Below are 14965 nucleotides of genomic sequence, written 5' to 3' on the forward strand. Positions count from 1 at the left end.
ACCAGGTACCAAGGAGAAAAGATGCAACACACGATGAAACAGCTGGCAGGCGCAACGCTGGTCGCTGCACTGTCGCTGGCGGGGACGGCACACGCGCAACAAGCCGAGGACGTCAAGATTGGTTTCGCCGGCCCGATGACGGGCGCGCAGGCGCACTACGGCAAGGACTTCCAGAACGGCATCACGCTCGCGGTCGAAGACATGAACGCGACCAAGCCGGTGATCGGCGGCAAGCCGGTGCACTTCGTGCTGGATTCCGCCGACGACCAGGCCGACCCGCGCACGGGCACCACGGTCGCGCAGAAGCTCGTGGACGACGGCATCAAGGGCATGCTCGGCCACTTCAACTCGGGCACGACGATCCCGGCTTCGCGCATCTACGCGAACGCGGGCATCCCCGAAATCGCGATGGCGACGGCGCCGGAATACACGCAGCAAGGCTTCAAGACGACGTTCCGAATGATGACCTCGGACACGCAGCAAGGTTCGGTGGCGGGCACGTTCGCGGTGAAGAGCCTGGGCATGAAGAAGATCGCCGTGGTTGACGATCGCACGGCCTACGGCCAGGGTCTCGCCGACCAGTTCGCGAAGGCTGCGAAGGAAGCGGGCGGCACGATCATCGACCGCGAGTACACGAACGACAAGGCCGTGGACTTCAAGTCGATCCTGACCAAGCTGAAGGCGCAGAAGCCGGATCTGATCTACTACGGCGGCGCCGACTCGCAAGCCGGCCCGATGGTCAAGCAGATGAAGTCGCTGGGTATCACGGCACCGCTGATGGGCGGCGAAATGGTGCACACGCCGACCTTCCTGAAGATCGCCGGTGACGCGGCGAACGGCACGGTGGCATCGCTCGCGGGCCTGCCGATGGACGAAATGCCGGGCGGCAGCGCCTATGTCGCGAAGTACAAGAAGCGCTTCGGTGAAGACGTTCAGACCTACTCGCCGTACGCCTACGACGGCGCGATGGCGATGTTCACGGCCATGAAGGCAGCGAACTCGACGGACCCGGCGAAGTACTTGCCGTTCCTCGCGAAGACCAGCATGCCGGCCGTGACGACGAAGGATCTCGCGTACGACTCGAAGGGCGACCTGAAGAACGGCGGCATCACGCTGTACAAGGTTGTCGACGGCAAGTGGACGACGCTGCAGAGCGTGGGCGGGAAGTAAGCGCCTGATTTGCAGCTGATTCGCTGTTGATGTGAAAAGCCCCGCAGGTTTTGAAGCCTGCGGGGCTTTGTTTTTTTACTGCAACTGAACAGGAAGCGGGTCCGACAACTTCAGTACCGAGCGGAAGTCGGTGACCATGAGACGTACGTCGCCGGCGCCTGGCGTGGCGTTCGCATACGTCAACGCCATCTGGCCCGCGGCAAAGCTGTTGGGAGACCTGGTCGCCTCGTCGTATTGCTGCTTGGCGACGTCGTAGGTGTAGTTCACGAGCGTAATCTGATCGGTCGGTTTGAGGTCGATGGTGACCCGATCCGCTACGGCAGACGACCCTTGACTCTGAAGATCCCAGGCCGTGACGTAGCGTACGTTGCCTGTGTCGGGATCCTTTTCAAAGATCAGCTGGGCCGATTGATCGTTCACGTAAACGTTGAGGCCGTAGGACGTGATGGACTTATCGACACCATTGACCTCGCGGGTTTCCGCGCCGAGCGGGTCGAGAACAACCGCATGGCCGTTGAGCATTGGCCAGCCGGTACTGACATTCGATTTCACTTCCATCCCGTTTCCGGTCAAGTCAAGCGGTTGTGCCGCGAGCAGGCGCACGACGTTCGGCGTCGCTGCCGGCTCCGACCGCATGAGCACCGCGTATTTCGTGCCGAATGTGCTTTTCAGCACCGCAGCGAGTGTGGTGCCGCTCGAATGACTCGCGTCGATCGAGATCAACGACGTTTGCAGGTCTGCATACTTCACGTAGTTCTGCAGAAGCGTCTTGTACTCCTGAGGAAAATCGAGCGGCGCATAGGTGTCGGTTAGCAACGTCGGCTTCAGTTTGAGCGACGGGAAGTAGATGCTCATGCCGGTCGTGACGGAGGCGAGCGGGCCATTGTCACGGTAGGCCACGGCCTGGCTCACGGCTGCGGCAACGCTTTGGCTGGCCTCGGGAATGATGTTCGCCGCCGCGAGGCGGTTGGCGAACACGCCCAGATCGGCCGTGTCGAACATCAGGTTTTCGTTGTCCTGCGCCCCGAAGCTCGACGTGAGCGTGCGCTCGTTCGCGATACGCACCCAGTTGGCCGGGGATTGTTGGGCATATGCGGCAAGTTCGGTACTGAAAGTCTTCAGCGTCTCCATGAGATTGGCGATCTGGTTGAGCCTGATGACCGAAAAGGTGACGAACGCATCGCCGCGAGCCAGCGCGCCCTCTGCCTCGGCGGCGTCGGCGTCGCTTTTCTGCCCGGCGAGGTAGGTGTCGGCGATGATGCGGCCGAACTGGAGTCCGCTCATCGAGGGCTGGTCGGCGAGCGCTGAAAATGCCGCCTCGTAATTCCACCCGGTACCCGGCTCGAGCTCCTCGGAGCCGGCAAGATAATCGGCGTAGGGCGCCAGTGCGTTCGCAACTTCTGCCTCCGCCATCAGGCACGCGTCGAATCCGATCAGATCGAAATGGATGCCGGACTGCGCGTGCGCGTCACTGAGCGCTTGCTGAAGCTTCGGCAAGCTCATGGTGTACGAAGCGGGGAACATTTCGTCGGTGGCGAAACCCTGGTAGCCCCCGCCATGATCCCACAGCACGAGGCGATAGTTTTTCGCGGGATAGTTCTTTTTGGACCAGACTATGAAATCGGAAAGCGTGGCAGATTCGACCATGCTCGGCGTGCCCAGCTCGGCCAGCAACTGCAGCTTGCCGTCGTGGACGAGGTAGCGCCGCACTACGCGCCAGTTGGTAACGAGGTCATTCGGATCGGCCTTGTTTGCGCCGCCCGTCGTGAGAACGATATTGACGTCCTGTGACGAAGACGCCGCAAGAAGCTGCTTCAGGTTGTTCGTCGCAGAGTCGTACTTGGTTTCCAGGTCCGACCCGACCATGTAGATCATCACTGTGGCTGCGGCCTGAGCTGGATCGGTGGACGTAGATTCGGAATCGTTTCCTCCACTGCACGCTGCGACAAAGATGGGGATCAACAAGCTGATCCACCATCTGGCATTCCAGAATCGCTTCACGAGTTTTCCTTGCTATATCGATTAATCGGGCAAGAAATTCTCTGGTGATACGAATCTCGAAATACAGATAGTGCTAAATGTGTTGACGTTCCTCATGAAAAAAACGGGGATTTTGAGCGGGCTATTGGGCCGTGCCGCGCAAGCAGGAGGTGTCGGTGTGGCGACGGAGAAGACGCAACAAGGTGCGCGAACAACGATTGTCGAGGGTAGCGCCGACTGCCTGAATTCGTCCGCTGCTGGACGGGCGCGCCACCCGTTCCCCGGGCGGCGCGCGATTTGTGGAGGAGGATTACCGCTGCGCCTTCAGCGCCGTCGCGCGAATTTGCGTGAGCGTCGTGGCGGGCGTACTCGCGTCCTTGGGAACGCGAATCTCGATCAGCGCCGGCTTGCCCGCATCGAGCGCGCGCTCGAGCGCGGGAGCGAACTGCGCCGTCGTCGTGACGACTTCGCCGTGCGCGCCGAACGACTGCGCGAACGCCGCGAAATCCGGATTCGTGAGCTGCGTGCCGTGCACGCGGTCCGGATAATTGCGCTCCTGATGCATGCGGATCGTGCCGTAGTGCGAGTTGTTCACGACGATGAACACGATATTCAGGCCGTACTGCATCGCCGTGGCAAGTTCCGATGACGACATCATGAAGCAGCCGTCACCGGCGAGCGCGACCACCGTGCGCCCGGGATAGAGCGACTTCGCCGCGATCGCGGCAGGCACGCCGTAGCCCATCGCGCCGCTGGTGGGCGCGAGCTGCGAGCGGAAATGCCGGTACGCAAAGTGCCGATGCAGCCAGGTCGCGTAATTGCCCGCGCCGTTCGTGACGATCGCGTCGTCGGGCAGGCGCGCGCGCAACTGCTGCATGACTTCGCCTAGCTGCACGTCGCCGGGCATGGGACGCGGCGCGCGCCACGCAAGATATGCCTCATGCGCGGCCTGCGCCGAGCCCGCCCATGCAGGCGCGGCAGGCGCTTCAAGAGCCGCGAGCAGCGCCGCGATCTCGGGCAGGCCCGAAACGATCGGCAGATCGGCGGCATAGACACGACCCAGTTCCTCAGCGCCCTGATGCACGTGGACGAGCGTCTGCTTCGTCTTCGGAATGTCGAGGAGCGCGTAGCCGCCCGTCGTGGCTTCGCCGAGACGCGGCCCGAGCGCGAGCAGCACGTCGGCCTCGCGGATGCGCGCGGAAAGCGCCGGATTGATGCCGAGGCCCACGTCGCCCGCATAGTTCGGGTGATCGTTGCTGAGCGTGTCCTGGAAGCGGAACGCGAGGCCCACCGGCAACTGCCAGTTCTCGACGAAGCGCTGCAGGTCCGCGCAGGCCTCGCGCGTCCAGCCGTGGCCGCCCGCGATCACGAAGGGCTTTTTCGCACTCGCGAGCAGCGTGCCGAGCTGTTCGATCTGCGCCGCCGAGGGCGAGGCCTGCACGCGTTGCGCCGCGGGCGCGATGTGCTGCGCTTCTGCTGCGGGAATCGCGCCGCTCAGCATGTCCTCGGGCAGCGCGAGCACGACGGGCCCCGGACGCCCCGACGTCGCGACGTGGAACGCGTGGCTCAGATACTCGGGCACGCGGCGCGCGTCGTCGATCTGTGCGACCCACTTCGCCATCTGCCCGAACATGCGCCGATAGTCGATCTCCTGGAACGCCTCGCGGTCCATCTGATCGCGCGCGACCTGGCCGATCAGGAGGATCATCGGCGAGGAGTCCTGAAAAGCCGTGTGGACGCCGATCGCCGCATGGGTCGCGCCCGGCCCGCGCGTGACGAGCGCGATGCCGGGCTTGCCCGTGAGCTTGCCGACCGCTTCCGCCATGTTGGCCGCCGCGGCTTCGTGGCGGCACACGATGGTGTCGATGCGCGCGGTCTCGTCGGAGAGCGCATCGAGCACGGCGAGATAGCTCTCGCCGGGCACGCAGAACACACGCTCGACGCCATTGGCGACGAGCGCGTCCACCACGAGCTGCGCGCCGGTCACGGTCGCGGAATCGAAAACGCGGGCTGAATCGTCCGGCTGCTGCATCTGCATGATGGTTGAGTCTCCTTCGTTTGTTACGTGCGGTTCGTTACGTGCGTTCAGCGTCGGCGCATCAGCACTCGACGATGTTCACCGCGAGGCCGCCGCGCGAGGTCTCCTTGTACTTCGTCTTCATGTCGGCGCCCGTTTCGCGCATCGTCTTGATGACGGAGTCGAGCGAGACGTAGTGCGCGCCGTCGCCGCGCAGCGCCATACGCGCGGCGTTCACGGCCTTCACCGAGGCCATCGCGTTGCGCTCGATGCAGGGGATCTGCACCATGCCGCCCACGGGGTCGCAGGTGAGGCCGAGGTTGTGCTCCATGCCGATTTCGGCGGCGTTCTCGACCTGCTGCGGCGTGCCGCCCAGCACGGCGGCGAGCGCCCCCGCGGCCATCGAGCAGGCCACGCCCACTTCGCCCTGGCAGCCCACTTCGGCGCCCGAGATCGATGCGTTGAGCTTGTAGAGGATGCCGATGGCGGCGGCCGTGAGCAGGAAGTCGATCACGCCCTGCTCGTTGGCGCCCGGCGTGAAGCGCACGTAGTAGTGCAGCACGGCCGGGATGATGCCCGCGGCGCCGTTGGTGGGCGCGGTTACGACGCGGCCGCCCGCGGCGTTTTCCTCGTTCACGGCGATCGCGTAGAGGTTGATCCAGTCGATCATCGAGAGCGGGTCCTGCAGCGCGCGCTCGGGGTTGCCGGTGAGCGCGCGATAGAGCTGCGCGGCGCGGCGCTTCACCTGGAACGGCCCGGGCAGCGTGCCCTCGGCGTCGGGGTTGTTGATGCCGCAGCCGCGCGAGACGCACGACTGCATCACGTCCCAGATGCGCAGGAGGCCCGCTCGGATTTGCTCGTCGTTGTGCCAGACGCGCTCGTTTTCGAGCATGAGTTGCGCAATGCTCTTGCCCGTCGATTCGCACAGCGCGAGCAGTTCGGCGCCCGTGCGGAACGCGTGCGGCAGCTGCTGCACGGCGTCCAGCACCCTGGAGTTGGTCGCACCCGCGGTGACCACGAAGCCGCCGCCCACGGAGAGATAGGTGCTTTCGCGCAGCGTCGCGCCGGCGGCGTCGAGCGCGCGCAGCTTCATGCCGTTCGGATGCTCGGGCAGCGCCTGGCGATAAAAGGCGATGTGCTCCTTCTGCACGAACGGGATCGGATGACGGCCGAGCAGCGCGAGCTGGCGCGAGTCGCGCACGGTTTCCAGGCGCGCGGAGATGGTGTCGGGGTTGACGGTGTCGGGCGCATCGCCCATCAGGCCGAGCATCACGCCGCGGTCGGTGCCGTGGCCCTTGCCGGTCGCGCCGAGCGAGCCATAGAGCTCGACCTTCACGGAGGCCGTGGACGCGAGCAGAGCGTCGCGCTCGAGTCCTTCGGCGAACATCAGCGCTGCGCGCATCGGCCCTACCGTGTGCGAGCTCGACGGCCCGATGCCGATTTTGAAGAGATCGAAAACGCTTACTGCCATGGGTACTGCTCCTGCTTCGTCTAGTCGGTTTCAGTGGGTGTCGCGCGCAACTCGCTTGCCTGCCCGCTTTCCCCCCGACGCGCCGTTCAGCGCGCCGCCAACGGCAGACAGACGGCCAGCCACGCGGGCGGCGTGGGCGCGAGATGCAGCGCGATCGGGGTATAGCGGCCGTCCAGTCGGGCGGCCAGGTGATACAGCTCGGCGGCGTTCTTCGGGTCCCAGTCGCCGCTGTAGCCGGGCAGCCCGGCTTCGCGACGCCTCGCGTCGAACGGCACGCTCGAATGCACGAACTCCTCGTGCGTCTTCTCGCCCATCGCGTAGGGCGTGAGCCAGTTCAGCGCGCTCGCGAGCGTCGCGCCGTTGGCCGCGCGCTCGGGCAGCCAGTTGCGGTTGTGGCGGCGCGCGGCGAGCGCGGCCGTCACGAGCGGCTGCAGGTCGTAGGTCACGTAGTGCAACGCGTCGCGCTCGGTGAAATCGAGCGTCGCGCCGTCGGGCGCGACGTTGTCGCCGATATGCTCGACGAACAGCCGCTGCGCCGCCGCAATCATCTTGCGGTTGTCGAGCGTGAACGCCGTCATCGCGATCAGCTTGACCCGATGGCTCTGCCAGTTGTTCGCGAACGTGCCCTTGAGCGGGCGCGGCTGCGCGTCCACCTGGCCGATGTAGCCGTTCGCGAACTTGTTCAGGAACAGCATGGTCGCGTTGCGCGTCTTCACGGGCAGCGCGCTCGCGGTCAGGTCGTAGGCGAGGATCAGCGCGTCGAAGCGCGTTTCGTCGATCGGGTTGAAGCTCGGCTGATAGGTCGTGACCCACGCAAGCAGAAAGCGGTCGACGAGCTTCAGATAGCGGTCGTCGCTCGTGGCGCGCCAGGCGAGCGCCGCGTTGCGCATCAGGTCGAGCTCTTTCTCGGCCTCCATGCTCTGGTCGTAAATACCCTCGTGCGGGAGCGTGCCTTCCGTATGCAGCTTCGCGAGCGGATGCGGCACGTCGTTCACGTGCGCCTGGACCTCGGCCACGAGCGCCTTCACGCCCGGATCGGAGTTGGTGCGCTCGCTCGTCTGCAGCGCGGGCGCGGCGCAGAAGTTCATGGCCGCATGGGCGAGATTCGCCGTGCCGAGGCCCGCAAGGCTCATGCCGACCAGCCAGGCCGTGGCGAGCGCGCGCCCGGCGCGGGGCCGCCGCGCTGAAGCCGGCTTCGCCGCCGTTCCGGGGCCACAGACCGCTTCGAACGCGCGCGCGACGCCGCGCGCGTGCTGGCCCGAGGCTTGCGTGGCCCGCCGGGCCTGCATGGGCTCTGTTGTCGCCGGGGCATGCCAGGCGTTGGCCGTTCCCACCTTCCGCGCCATGCGCGACTCCCTGATTCAAGGCTGACAGGTGTGTGATGTTAACGGTTTGGCGAGGGTTTGCGGGGGCAAATGTGCGGCGCGCAAAAGCCGCCGCGGCTCCTTGCGGAGCGCGCGGCGGCTGTGCGAGCCAGTTTGGCGGGACGATCGGGCGCGTTTTATTCGCCTTGCCCGGCGTGCTCGTCTGCATATTCGCTGACAGGGACGCACGAGCAGAACAGGTTACGGTCGCCGTAGACGTTGTCGGCGCGGCCGACCGGCGGCCAGTACTTCTGCGCAACGAGCGACGCCACCGGATACGCGGCCTGCTCGCGCGAGTAGCCGTGCTGCCAGTCGTTGGCGACCACGACCGCGGCCGTGTGCGGCGCATGGCGCAGCGGGTTGTCCTCCTTGTCCGCGCGGCCTTCTTCCACGGCGCGAATTTCTTCACGGATTGCAACCATGGCGTCGATGAAGCGGTCGAGCTCCTCCTTCGACTCCGACTCGGTCGGCTCGACCATCAGCGTGCCCGGCACCGGGAAGCTCATGGTGGGCGCGTGGAAGCCGTAGTCCATCAGGCGCTTGGCGACGTCGTCGACGGTGATGCCGCTCGCGTCCTTGATCGGGCGCAGGTCGAGAATGCACTCGTGCGCGACGAGCCCGCCCGGACCGCTATAGAGCACGGGGAAGTGCGGCGCGAGCTTCTTGGCGACGTAGTTCGCGTTGAGGATCGCGGTTTCGGTGGCGGCCGTGAGGTTGGCCGCGCCCATCATCGCGATGTACATCCACGAGATCGGCAGGATCGAGGCCGAGCCGTAAGGCGCCGAGCTCACCGCGCCGATGCCGTTGCCCAGATCCGTCGAGCGCTTGTAGCCCGACGAAAGCTGGTTCGGCAGGAACTGCGCGAGGTGCGCGCCCACTGCCACGGGACCGACGCCGGGGCCGCCGCCGCCGTGCGGAATGCAGAAGGTCTTGTGCAGGTTCAGGTGCGAGACGTCGCCGCCGAACTGGCCCGGCGCCGCGAGACCCACCATCGCGTTCATGTTCGCGCCGTCCACGTAGACCTGGCCGCCGTGCGCATGGACGATTTCGCAGACTTCGCGCACGTTGCCTTCGAACACGCCGTGCGTCGACGGGTACGTGATCATGATCGCCGCGAGCTTCGCGGCGTGCTGCTCCGCCTTGGCCTTGAGGTCGGCGAGATCGATGTTGCCTTGCGCGTCGCAGGCGACCACCACGACCTGCATGCCGGCCATCTGCGCCGAAGCCGGGTTGGTGCCGTGCGCCGAAGCGGGAATCAGGCAGACGTTGCGCGTGCCCTCGCCGCGCGACTCGTGGTACGCGTGGATGATGAGCAGGCCCGCGTACTCGCCCTGCGAGCCCGCGTTCGGCTGCAGCGAGACGGCGGCGTAGCCCGTGGCGGCCACGAGCATCTGCTCGAGCTGATCGACCATCTCGCGATAGCCGACGGTCTGCTCAGGCGGAGCGAACGGGTGGATGCCGCCGAACTCGGGCCACGTGACGGGCAGCATTTCCGAGGTGGCGTTGAGCTTCATCGTGCACGAGCCGAGCGGGATCATCGAGCGGTCGAGCGCGAGGTCCTTGTCGGCGAGGCTGCGCAGGTAGCGCAGCATTTCCGTTTCCGAATGGTGGCGATTGAAGATCGGATGCGTGAGGTACGCGCTTTCGCGCACGAGCGTGGCCGGGAACGTGGCCGCTTGCTGCGAGGCGATTTGCGTGTCGAGCGCGTCGACCGAAGGCGCCTCGCTCGCGAACGCGGCTTGCGCGAACACGGCGAGCAAGTCGGCCAGATCGCCACGCGTGGTGGTTTCGTCGACGGATACGCCCACGCGCGTCTCGCTCACGCGGCGCAGGTTCATGCCGCGCGCGAGCGCCGCGTCGTGCAGCGCCTGGGTGCGCGCGCCGGCTTCGAACGTGAGCGTGTCGAAGAACGACTCGTTCACGAGCGCGTAGCCCAGTTGCTTCGCGCCCGCCGCGACGATCGCCGCGACGCGGTTCACGCGCTGCGCGATGCGCTTCAGACCCTGCGGGCCGTGGTAGACCGCGTACATGCTCGCCATGATCGCGAGTAGCGCCTGCGCCGTGCAGACGTTCGAGGTGGCCTTCTCGCGGCGGATGTGCTGCTCGCGCGTTTGCAGCGCGAGGCGCAGCGCCGGGTTGCCCTGCGCGTCGACGGTCACGCCGACGAGACGGCCCGGCATCTGGCGCTTGAATTCGTCCTTGACCGCGAGATAGGCGGCGTGCGGGCCGCCGAAGCCCATCGGCACGCCAAAGCGCTGCGAGTTGCCGACGGCCACGTCGGCGCCCCATTCGCCGGGCGGCGCGAGCATCGTGAGCGCGAGCAGGTCGGCGGCGGCGATCACCGCGCCACCGGCTGCATGGACGGCTTGCGCCAGTTCGCGATAGTCGTGCACGTCGCCGTTCACGCCCGGATACTGGAGCAGCACGCCGAAGGCGTTCGCCTGAGCCGCTTCGGCGGCGGGGCCGACCTTCACCTCGATGCCGATCGGCTTCGCGCGCGTCTTCACGACTTCGAGGGTTTGCGGCAGCACGTCGTCGGCGACGAAGAACACGTTCGACTTCGACTTGCCCACGCGCTGCACGAGCGTCATCGCTTCGGCGGCGGCCGTGGCCTCGTCGAGCAGCGACGCGTTCGAGATCGCGAGACCCGTCAGGTCGACGATCATCTGCTGGAAGTTCAGGAGCGCTTCAAGGCGGCCCTGCGAGATTTCCGGCTGGTACGGCGTGTAGGCCGTGTACCAGGCCGGGTTTTCGAGCACGTTGCGCAGGATGACGGCCGGCGTGTGCGTGTTGTAGTAGCCCTGCCCGATATAGGAGCGGAACACCTGGTTCTTGTCCGCGAGCGCGCGCAGTGCGGCGAGCGCCTCGGCTTCCGAGCGCGGCTCGCCGAAGGGCCCGAGCGGCAGCGCGTCCTGGCGGCGGATCGCGGCCGGGATGACCGCGTCGATCAGCGCGGCGCGGGAGGCGAAGCCGAGCGTGTCGAGCATCGCCTGCTGGTCGGCCGGGTCGGGCCCGATGTGGCGAGCGGCGAAGGCGTCATGCGCTTCGAGCGCGGCGAGCGAGAGAGCCGAAAGCGGCGTGTTCATCAGACGATCCGGGTGTTCGAGCTTCATAAGGGTTCCTGCAGGCGCGGGCGGCGTGGCATGGGAGCGCGCCGCCGCGCCATTGCGGTTACAGGGATTAGGCGCCGATGGCCTTTTCGTAGGCGGCGGCGTCGATCAGCGCGTCGAGCTTGGCGTCGGCGGCCGGCTTGATCTTGAAGAGCCACGACTCGTAGGGCGCGCCGTTCACCTGGTCCGGCGTGTCGACGAGCGCCGTGTTCGATTCGACGATCTCGCCCGACACCGGCGCGTAGATGTCCGAGGCGGCTTTGACCGATTCGATCACGGCCACGGCGTCGCCGGCCGTGACGGCGCGGCCCGCATCGGGCAGTTCGAGGAAGACGATGTCGCCGAGCGCTTCCTGCGCGTGGTCGGTGATGCCGATGGTCAGCGTGCCGTCGGCTTCGGTGCGAATCCATTCGTGCGATTCGGTGTATTTCAGATCGGCCGGGATGCTCATGGGTTGCTCCAGTGCGTGGTTCGTTATGGCTTGAAAGAGGGGGGCGTGCGCGGCGCGGATCCTCGCGGATCCTCACGGATCAAGCGACGAGCACCTGGCCGTTGCGCACGAAGGGCAGTTTTACCACGCTTGCGGGAAGGGCTTTGTCACGGATCTGCACCTGCACGACGTCGCCGGGCTGCACGCCCTGGGGCACGCGCGCGAAGGCGATGGATTCCTGCATCGTCGGCGAGAAAGTGCCGCTCGTGATTTCGCCTTCACCGTGCGGCGTGAGCACTTTCTGGTGCGCGCGCAGCACGCCGCCCGCCTTGCCGTTTTCCTTTTGCAGGATCAGGCCGACGAAGGCCATGCGCGAGCCGTTGGCTTCGAGCACGGGGCGGCCGACGAAGTCGCGCGGCGCTTTCATGTCGACGGTCCAGGCGAGGCCCGCGTCGAGCGGCGAGACGCCTTCGTCCATGTCCTGGCCGTAGAGGTTCATGCCCGCTTCGAGGCGTAGCGTGTCGCGCGCGCCGAGACCGCAGGGCTTCACGCCCTGGCGCTCCAGCGCGTTCCAGAATTCGCAGACGGCGACGGCGGGCAGCACGATTTCGAAGCCGTCCTCGCCCGTGTAGCCCGTGCGCGCGATCATCAGCTCGCCGAACGGCGTGGCTTCGATCTTCGCGGCGTTGAAGGGCTTGAGGAACTCGCTGGCGCTGCGCGAGGAGGGCGCGACCTGCCAGACTTTTTCGCGCGCGTTCGGGCCTTGCACGGCGACGATCGCGAGATCGCGGCGCGGCGTGATGGTGAGGCCGAAGCCGCCTTCGGCGTTGAGCTTCTCGAACCAGGCGATGTCTTTTTCGGCGGTGCCCGCGTTGACCACAGTGCGGAATTCGTCGTCGGCGAAGAAGTAGACGATCAGGTCGTCGATCACGCCGCCTTCGGGGTTCAGCATGCACGAGTAGAGGGCCTTGCCCGGCGTCGTGAGCTTGGCGACGTTGTTGGCGAGTGCGCGGGAGAAGAACTCGCGCGCCTTCGCGCCCGAGAAGTCGACCACGCACATGTGCGAGACGTCGAACATGCCGGCGTCGGTGCGCACGGCGCGATGCTCGTCGATCTGCGAGCCGTAGTTGACGGGCATGTCCCAGCCGCCGAAGTCGACCATGCGGGCATTGAGCGCGCGGTGCGAGTCGTTCAGCGGGGTGCGTTTGAGTTCGGTCATGGGGCCTCAGGCGGTCACGAGGTTTCGTTGCGAAAATCGCGCGAAAACGAAAAAGGCCATGCAGGAAACGCCGCAGGCACGATGCCTGGAGTCGGTTCTTGCATGGCCCCTCTGTCCTCGATACCTGAGAGATTGCGCCGTGCTTGATGCTGCTCGACGGCGCGCGCCCCTTCGGTGGGCAGCCTGAACGCGCGCGGGGCAGATTCCCGCCGCCGTTCTACTGCCGCTCTCCAGAGTTGCGGACTTCAAGCCGCTTCGAACGCTTCGCGCATGGGCGCGAGGCAGGGCGAATGGGCGGTCCGGCGCGCACGGTCCTTTTGCCTGAGAGTTTGTGGGTTGCCCCTTCGGCGGCGCCGCGCGTTGCACTCACCCGATGGCGGGGTGCGACAAACGGCGCGCTCTCCCGGCGCGCGCAGCGATTGTGCGCGACGCCTGGGCGGTGTGTCAATGCGGAAAAAATCGGGGGCAGGCGCCGCGAGGGGGCTGTGGGGCGGCTGCGAGGGGGCTGAACTGGCGCTTTGGGCGCCCGCTGCTTTACTCGCCGATCGCGCGTGCCGCCGTGTCGAGTTCCTGGTTCAGCACGCGCTGCTCGTCGCCGGAGAGGCCGCCGCCGTGCTGGGCCGCCATGTCGTGCGCTTCGCCGCGGATCGTGTCGAGGCGGTGATGCAGCGCACCGCCTTGGGGCGGCGGGTAGTAGCCCTGATTCACGCGCATGTCGATGCGGCGGCTCAGATTGTCGATGCGGCCATCGACCTGATGCAGGCGCTCCACGGCCACTTCATGCGGATTCGGGCCGGGATTGACGACGACGGGGCGCGGCGGCGGCGGGTTGACCACGCACGCGGCGAGCGTGGAGGCGAGGGCGCCGGCGGCGGCGTAGCGGATGGCACGGTTGAAACGGGTCATTGAGACTCTCCTTGTGTCGAACGCAGTTGGCGCTTTAGCGCTTACTGCGATCCCACGCATTAGCGAGTGGGGCTTCTAGTCGTTGTTGCTCGGTTTTTTTGTGTTGTATGTCGGCAAACGTGTTGTGCGCGCCGTCCGATGACCGCCGGACGGCGCGTACTTGTAACTATTTGTTCTGACCTTTCAGCCGCGTCGGGGAAATGCAAGGTGATCGCGTCAGGTCGCGCGCGTGAACGCGATCGTGCGGCCTTCTGCGGCGCTCTGCATGGCGATCTCGATGATGCTCATCACGTCGATGGCATCCTGCGGACTGACCGGGAACGGCTCGCCATCGCGGATCGCGGCGGCGAGCGCGCGATAGAGATCCGCGTAATTGCCGGCGGCGTTGGGCACGGTGAGTTCGGTTTCCGTGCCATCGTCGGCGAGCATGTGCAGGCGGCCCGGCTCGTTGCCGTCGCCGAAACCGGGCTGGCCCGGACGCAGCCCCGCCTTGAGCTGATCCTCCTGTGTATCGAGCCCGTTCTTCAGATAGCTGCCGCGCGTGCCATGAACCACGAAGCGCGGCGCGAACGCGGCCAGCGCGCTCGCGTGCAGCACGGCGTCGTGGCCCGGATAGCCCAGCACGAGATGCACGTAGTCGGGCGCCGTGGCGTGGTCGCGGCGCGTGTGGACGAACGCCGTGACCGACTCGGGCGCGCCGAACAGCGCGAGCGCCTGGTCGATCAGATGCGGCCCGAGGTCGTAGAGCAGGCCGCCGCCGCGCGTGGCGTCCTCGCGCCAGCGCTGGCGCACCTGCGGACGGAAGCGGTCGAAATGCGACTCGTAGTGTGTGACGCGCCCGAGCTCGCCGTTCGCGAGCAGCTCGCGCACGGTGAGGAAATCGCCGTCCCAACGGCGGTTGTGGAACGGCGCGAACACGAGGCCGCGCTGCTTTGCGATGGCCGCGAGCGTGCGCGCTTCGTCGGCGCTCAGCGTGACCGGCTTGTCGACGAGCACGTGCTTGCCGCGCTCCAGCGTGCGGCGCGCGAGCTCGTAGTGCGTGTCGTTGGGCGTGGCGATCACCACGCATTCGATGGCGTCGAGCGAGAGCAGGGCGTCGAGGTCGGGAACGATCGCGGCGTCCGGATAATCGGCCTGCGCGCGCCCGGCCTGGCTCGTCGCGATGGCGGCCAGCGTGGCCGCGCCGCTATGGGCGATCACGGGGGCGTGGAAGGTCTGGCCGGCGAAGCCGTAGCCCATCAGGCCGATTTGCAGCGGTGCAGTCATGAAGCGCGTCCTCTTTCCAGCAAGAAGGCGGC

General features: G+C 66.5%; 10 protein-coding genes and 2 riboswitches. Of the genes, 1 reads left to right on the forward strand and 9 read right to left on the reverse strand.

The genetic code is table 11. From position 1 onward, the window contains the following. Nucleotides 1-21: 21 nt before the first annotated feature. Nucleotides 22-1170, forward strand: a complete 1149-nt coding sequence (locus U5775_RS14625) for a branched-chain amino acid ABC transporter substrate-binding protein (RefSeq protein WP_322058835.1) — start codon at nucleotides 22-24, stop codon at nucleotides 1168-1170. Nucleotides 1171-1245: 75 nt separating this feature from the next. On the opposite strand, the gene U5775_RS14630 is transcribed toward U5775_RS14625, so the two are convergent. The 9 genes from U5775_RS14630 to U5775_RS14670 all read right to left on the reverse strand — a co-directional run bounded on the left by U5775_RS14630 (nucleotide 1246) and on the right by U5775_RS14670 (nucleotide 14933). Beyond that, nucleotides 1246-3171 carry a clostripain-related cysteine peptidase gene (locus U5775_RS14630; RefSeq protein ID WP_322058836.1) on the reverse strand — a complete coding sequence of 642 codons (1926 nt, stop codon included), beginning with the start codon at nucleotides 3169-3171 and terminating at the stop codon, nucleotides 1246-1248. Nucleotides 3172-3460: 289 nt separating this feature from the next. Further along, on the reverse strand, nucleotides 3461-5182 hold the full coding sequence (locus U5775_RS14635; RefSeq protein WP_322058899.1) for a thiamine pyrophosphate-binding protein: 1722 nt from the start codon (nucleotides 5180-5182) through the stop codon (nucleotides 3461-3463). A gap of 67 nt (nucleotides 5183-5249) precedes the next feature. Next, the gene (locus U5775_RS14640; protein ID WP_322058837.1) at nucleotides 5250-6638 is read right to left on the reverse strand and encodes an L-serine ammonia-lyase; all 1389 of its coding nucleotides are present in this window, start codon (nucleotides 6636-6638) and stop codon (nucleotides 5250-5252) included. Between the two features lie 86 nt (nucleotides 6639-6724). Further along, nucleotides 6725-7771 carry an alginate lyase family protein gene (locus tag U5775_RS14645; RefSeq protein WP_322058900.1) on the reverse strand — a complete coding sequence of 349 codons (1047 nt, stop codon included), beginning with the start codon at nucleotides 7769-7771 and terminating at the stop codon, nucleotides 6725-6727. A gap of 368 nt (nucleotides 7772-8139) precedes the next feature. Continuing rightward, nucleotides 8140-11115 (reverse strand): aminomethyl-transferring glycine dehydrogenase, encoded by a 2976-nt coding sequence (gene gcvP / locus U5775_RS14650; protein ID WP_322058838.1) that lies wholly within the window; start codon nucleotides 11113-11115, stop codon nucleotides 8140-8142. A 67-nt stretch (nucleotides 11116-11182) separates the two neighbouring features. Continuing rightward, entirely contained in the window at nucleotides 11183-11563 is a 381-nt protein-coding gene (gene gcvH / locus U5775_RS14655; RefSeq protein ID WP_322058839.1) for a glycine cleavage system protein GcvH, read from the reverse strand. Nucleotides 11564-11642: 79 nt separating this feature from the next. Then, nucleotides 11643-12761: a glycine cleavage system aminomethyltransferase GcvT gene (gene gcvT, locus U5775_RS14660; protein WP_322058840.1), complete on the reverse strand. Its 1119-nt coding sequence runs from the start codon at nucleotides 12759-12761 to the stop codon at nucleotides 11643-11645. 101 nt (nucleotides 12762-12862) lie between these two features. Continuing rightward, nucleotides 12863-13005, reverse strand: a riboswitch (glycine riboswitch). Nucleotides 13006-13061: 56 nt separating this feature from the next. Continuing rightward, nucleotides 13062-13177: riboswitch (glycine riboswitch) on the reverse strand. A gap of 118 nt (nucleotides 13178-13295) precedes the next feature. After that, entirely contained in the window at nucleotides 13296-13667 is a 372-nt protein-coding gene (locus tag U5775_RS14665) for a hypothetical protein (RefSeq protein ID WP_322058841.1), read from the reverse strand. A 216-nt stretch (nucleotides 13668-13883) separates the two neighbouring features. After that, the gene (locus U5775_RS14670) at nucleotides 13884-14933 is read right to left on the reverse strand and encodes an oxidoreductase (protein ID WP_322058842.1); all 1050 of its coding nucleotides are present in this window, start codon (nucleotides 14931-14933) and stop codon (nucleotides 13884-13886) included. Nucleotides 14934-14965: the final 32 nt, after the last annotated feature.

Origin of the sequence: Paraburkholderia sp. J63, assembly GCF_905220245.1 — a bacterium.
Taxonomy (GTDB): domain Bacteria; phylum Pseudomonadota; class Gammaproteobacteria; order Burkholderiales; family Burkholderiaceae; genus Paraburkholderia.

Excerpts from the sequence above, each read along its gene's own strand:
- U5775_RS14670 (WP_322058842.1), bottom strand. The coding sequence starts at position 14,933 with ATGACTGCACCGCTGCAAATCGGCCTGATGGGCTACGGCTTCGCCGGC.
- gcvH (WP_322058839.1), bottom strand. The coding sequence starts at position 11,563 with ATGAGCATCCCGGCCGATCTGAAATACACCGAATCGCACGAATGGATT.
- gcvP (WP_322058838.1), bottom strand. The coding sequence starts at position 11,115 with ATGAAGCTCGAACACCCGGATCGTCTGATGAACACGCCGCTTTCGGCT.
- U5775_RS14645 (WP_322058900.1), bottom strand. The coding sequence starts at position 7,771 with ATGAGCCTTGCGGGCCTCGGCACGGCGAATCTCGCCCATGCGGCCATG.
- gcvT (WP_322058840.1), bottom strand. The coding sequence starts at position 12,761 with ATGACCGAACTCAAACGCACCCCGCTGAACGACTCGCACCGCGCGCTC.
- U5775_RS14635 (WP_322058899.1), bottom strand. The coding sequence starts at position 5,182 with ATGCAGCAGCCGGACGATTCAGCCCGCGTTTTCGATTCCGCGACCGTG.
- U5775_RS14625 (WP_322058835.1), top strand. The coding sequence starts at position 22 with ATGCAACACACGATGAAACAGCTGGCAGGCGCAACGCTGGTCGCTGCA.
- U5775_RS14640 (WP_322058837.1), bottom strand. The coding sequence starts at position 6,638 with ATGGCAGTAAGCGTTTTCGATCTCTTCAAAATCGGCATCGGGCCGTCG.
- U5775_RS14665 (WP_322058841.1), bottom strand. The coding sequence starts at position 13,667 with ATGACCCGTTTCAACCGTGCCATCCGCTACGCCGCCGCCGGCGCCCTC.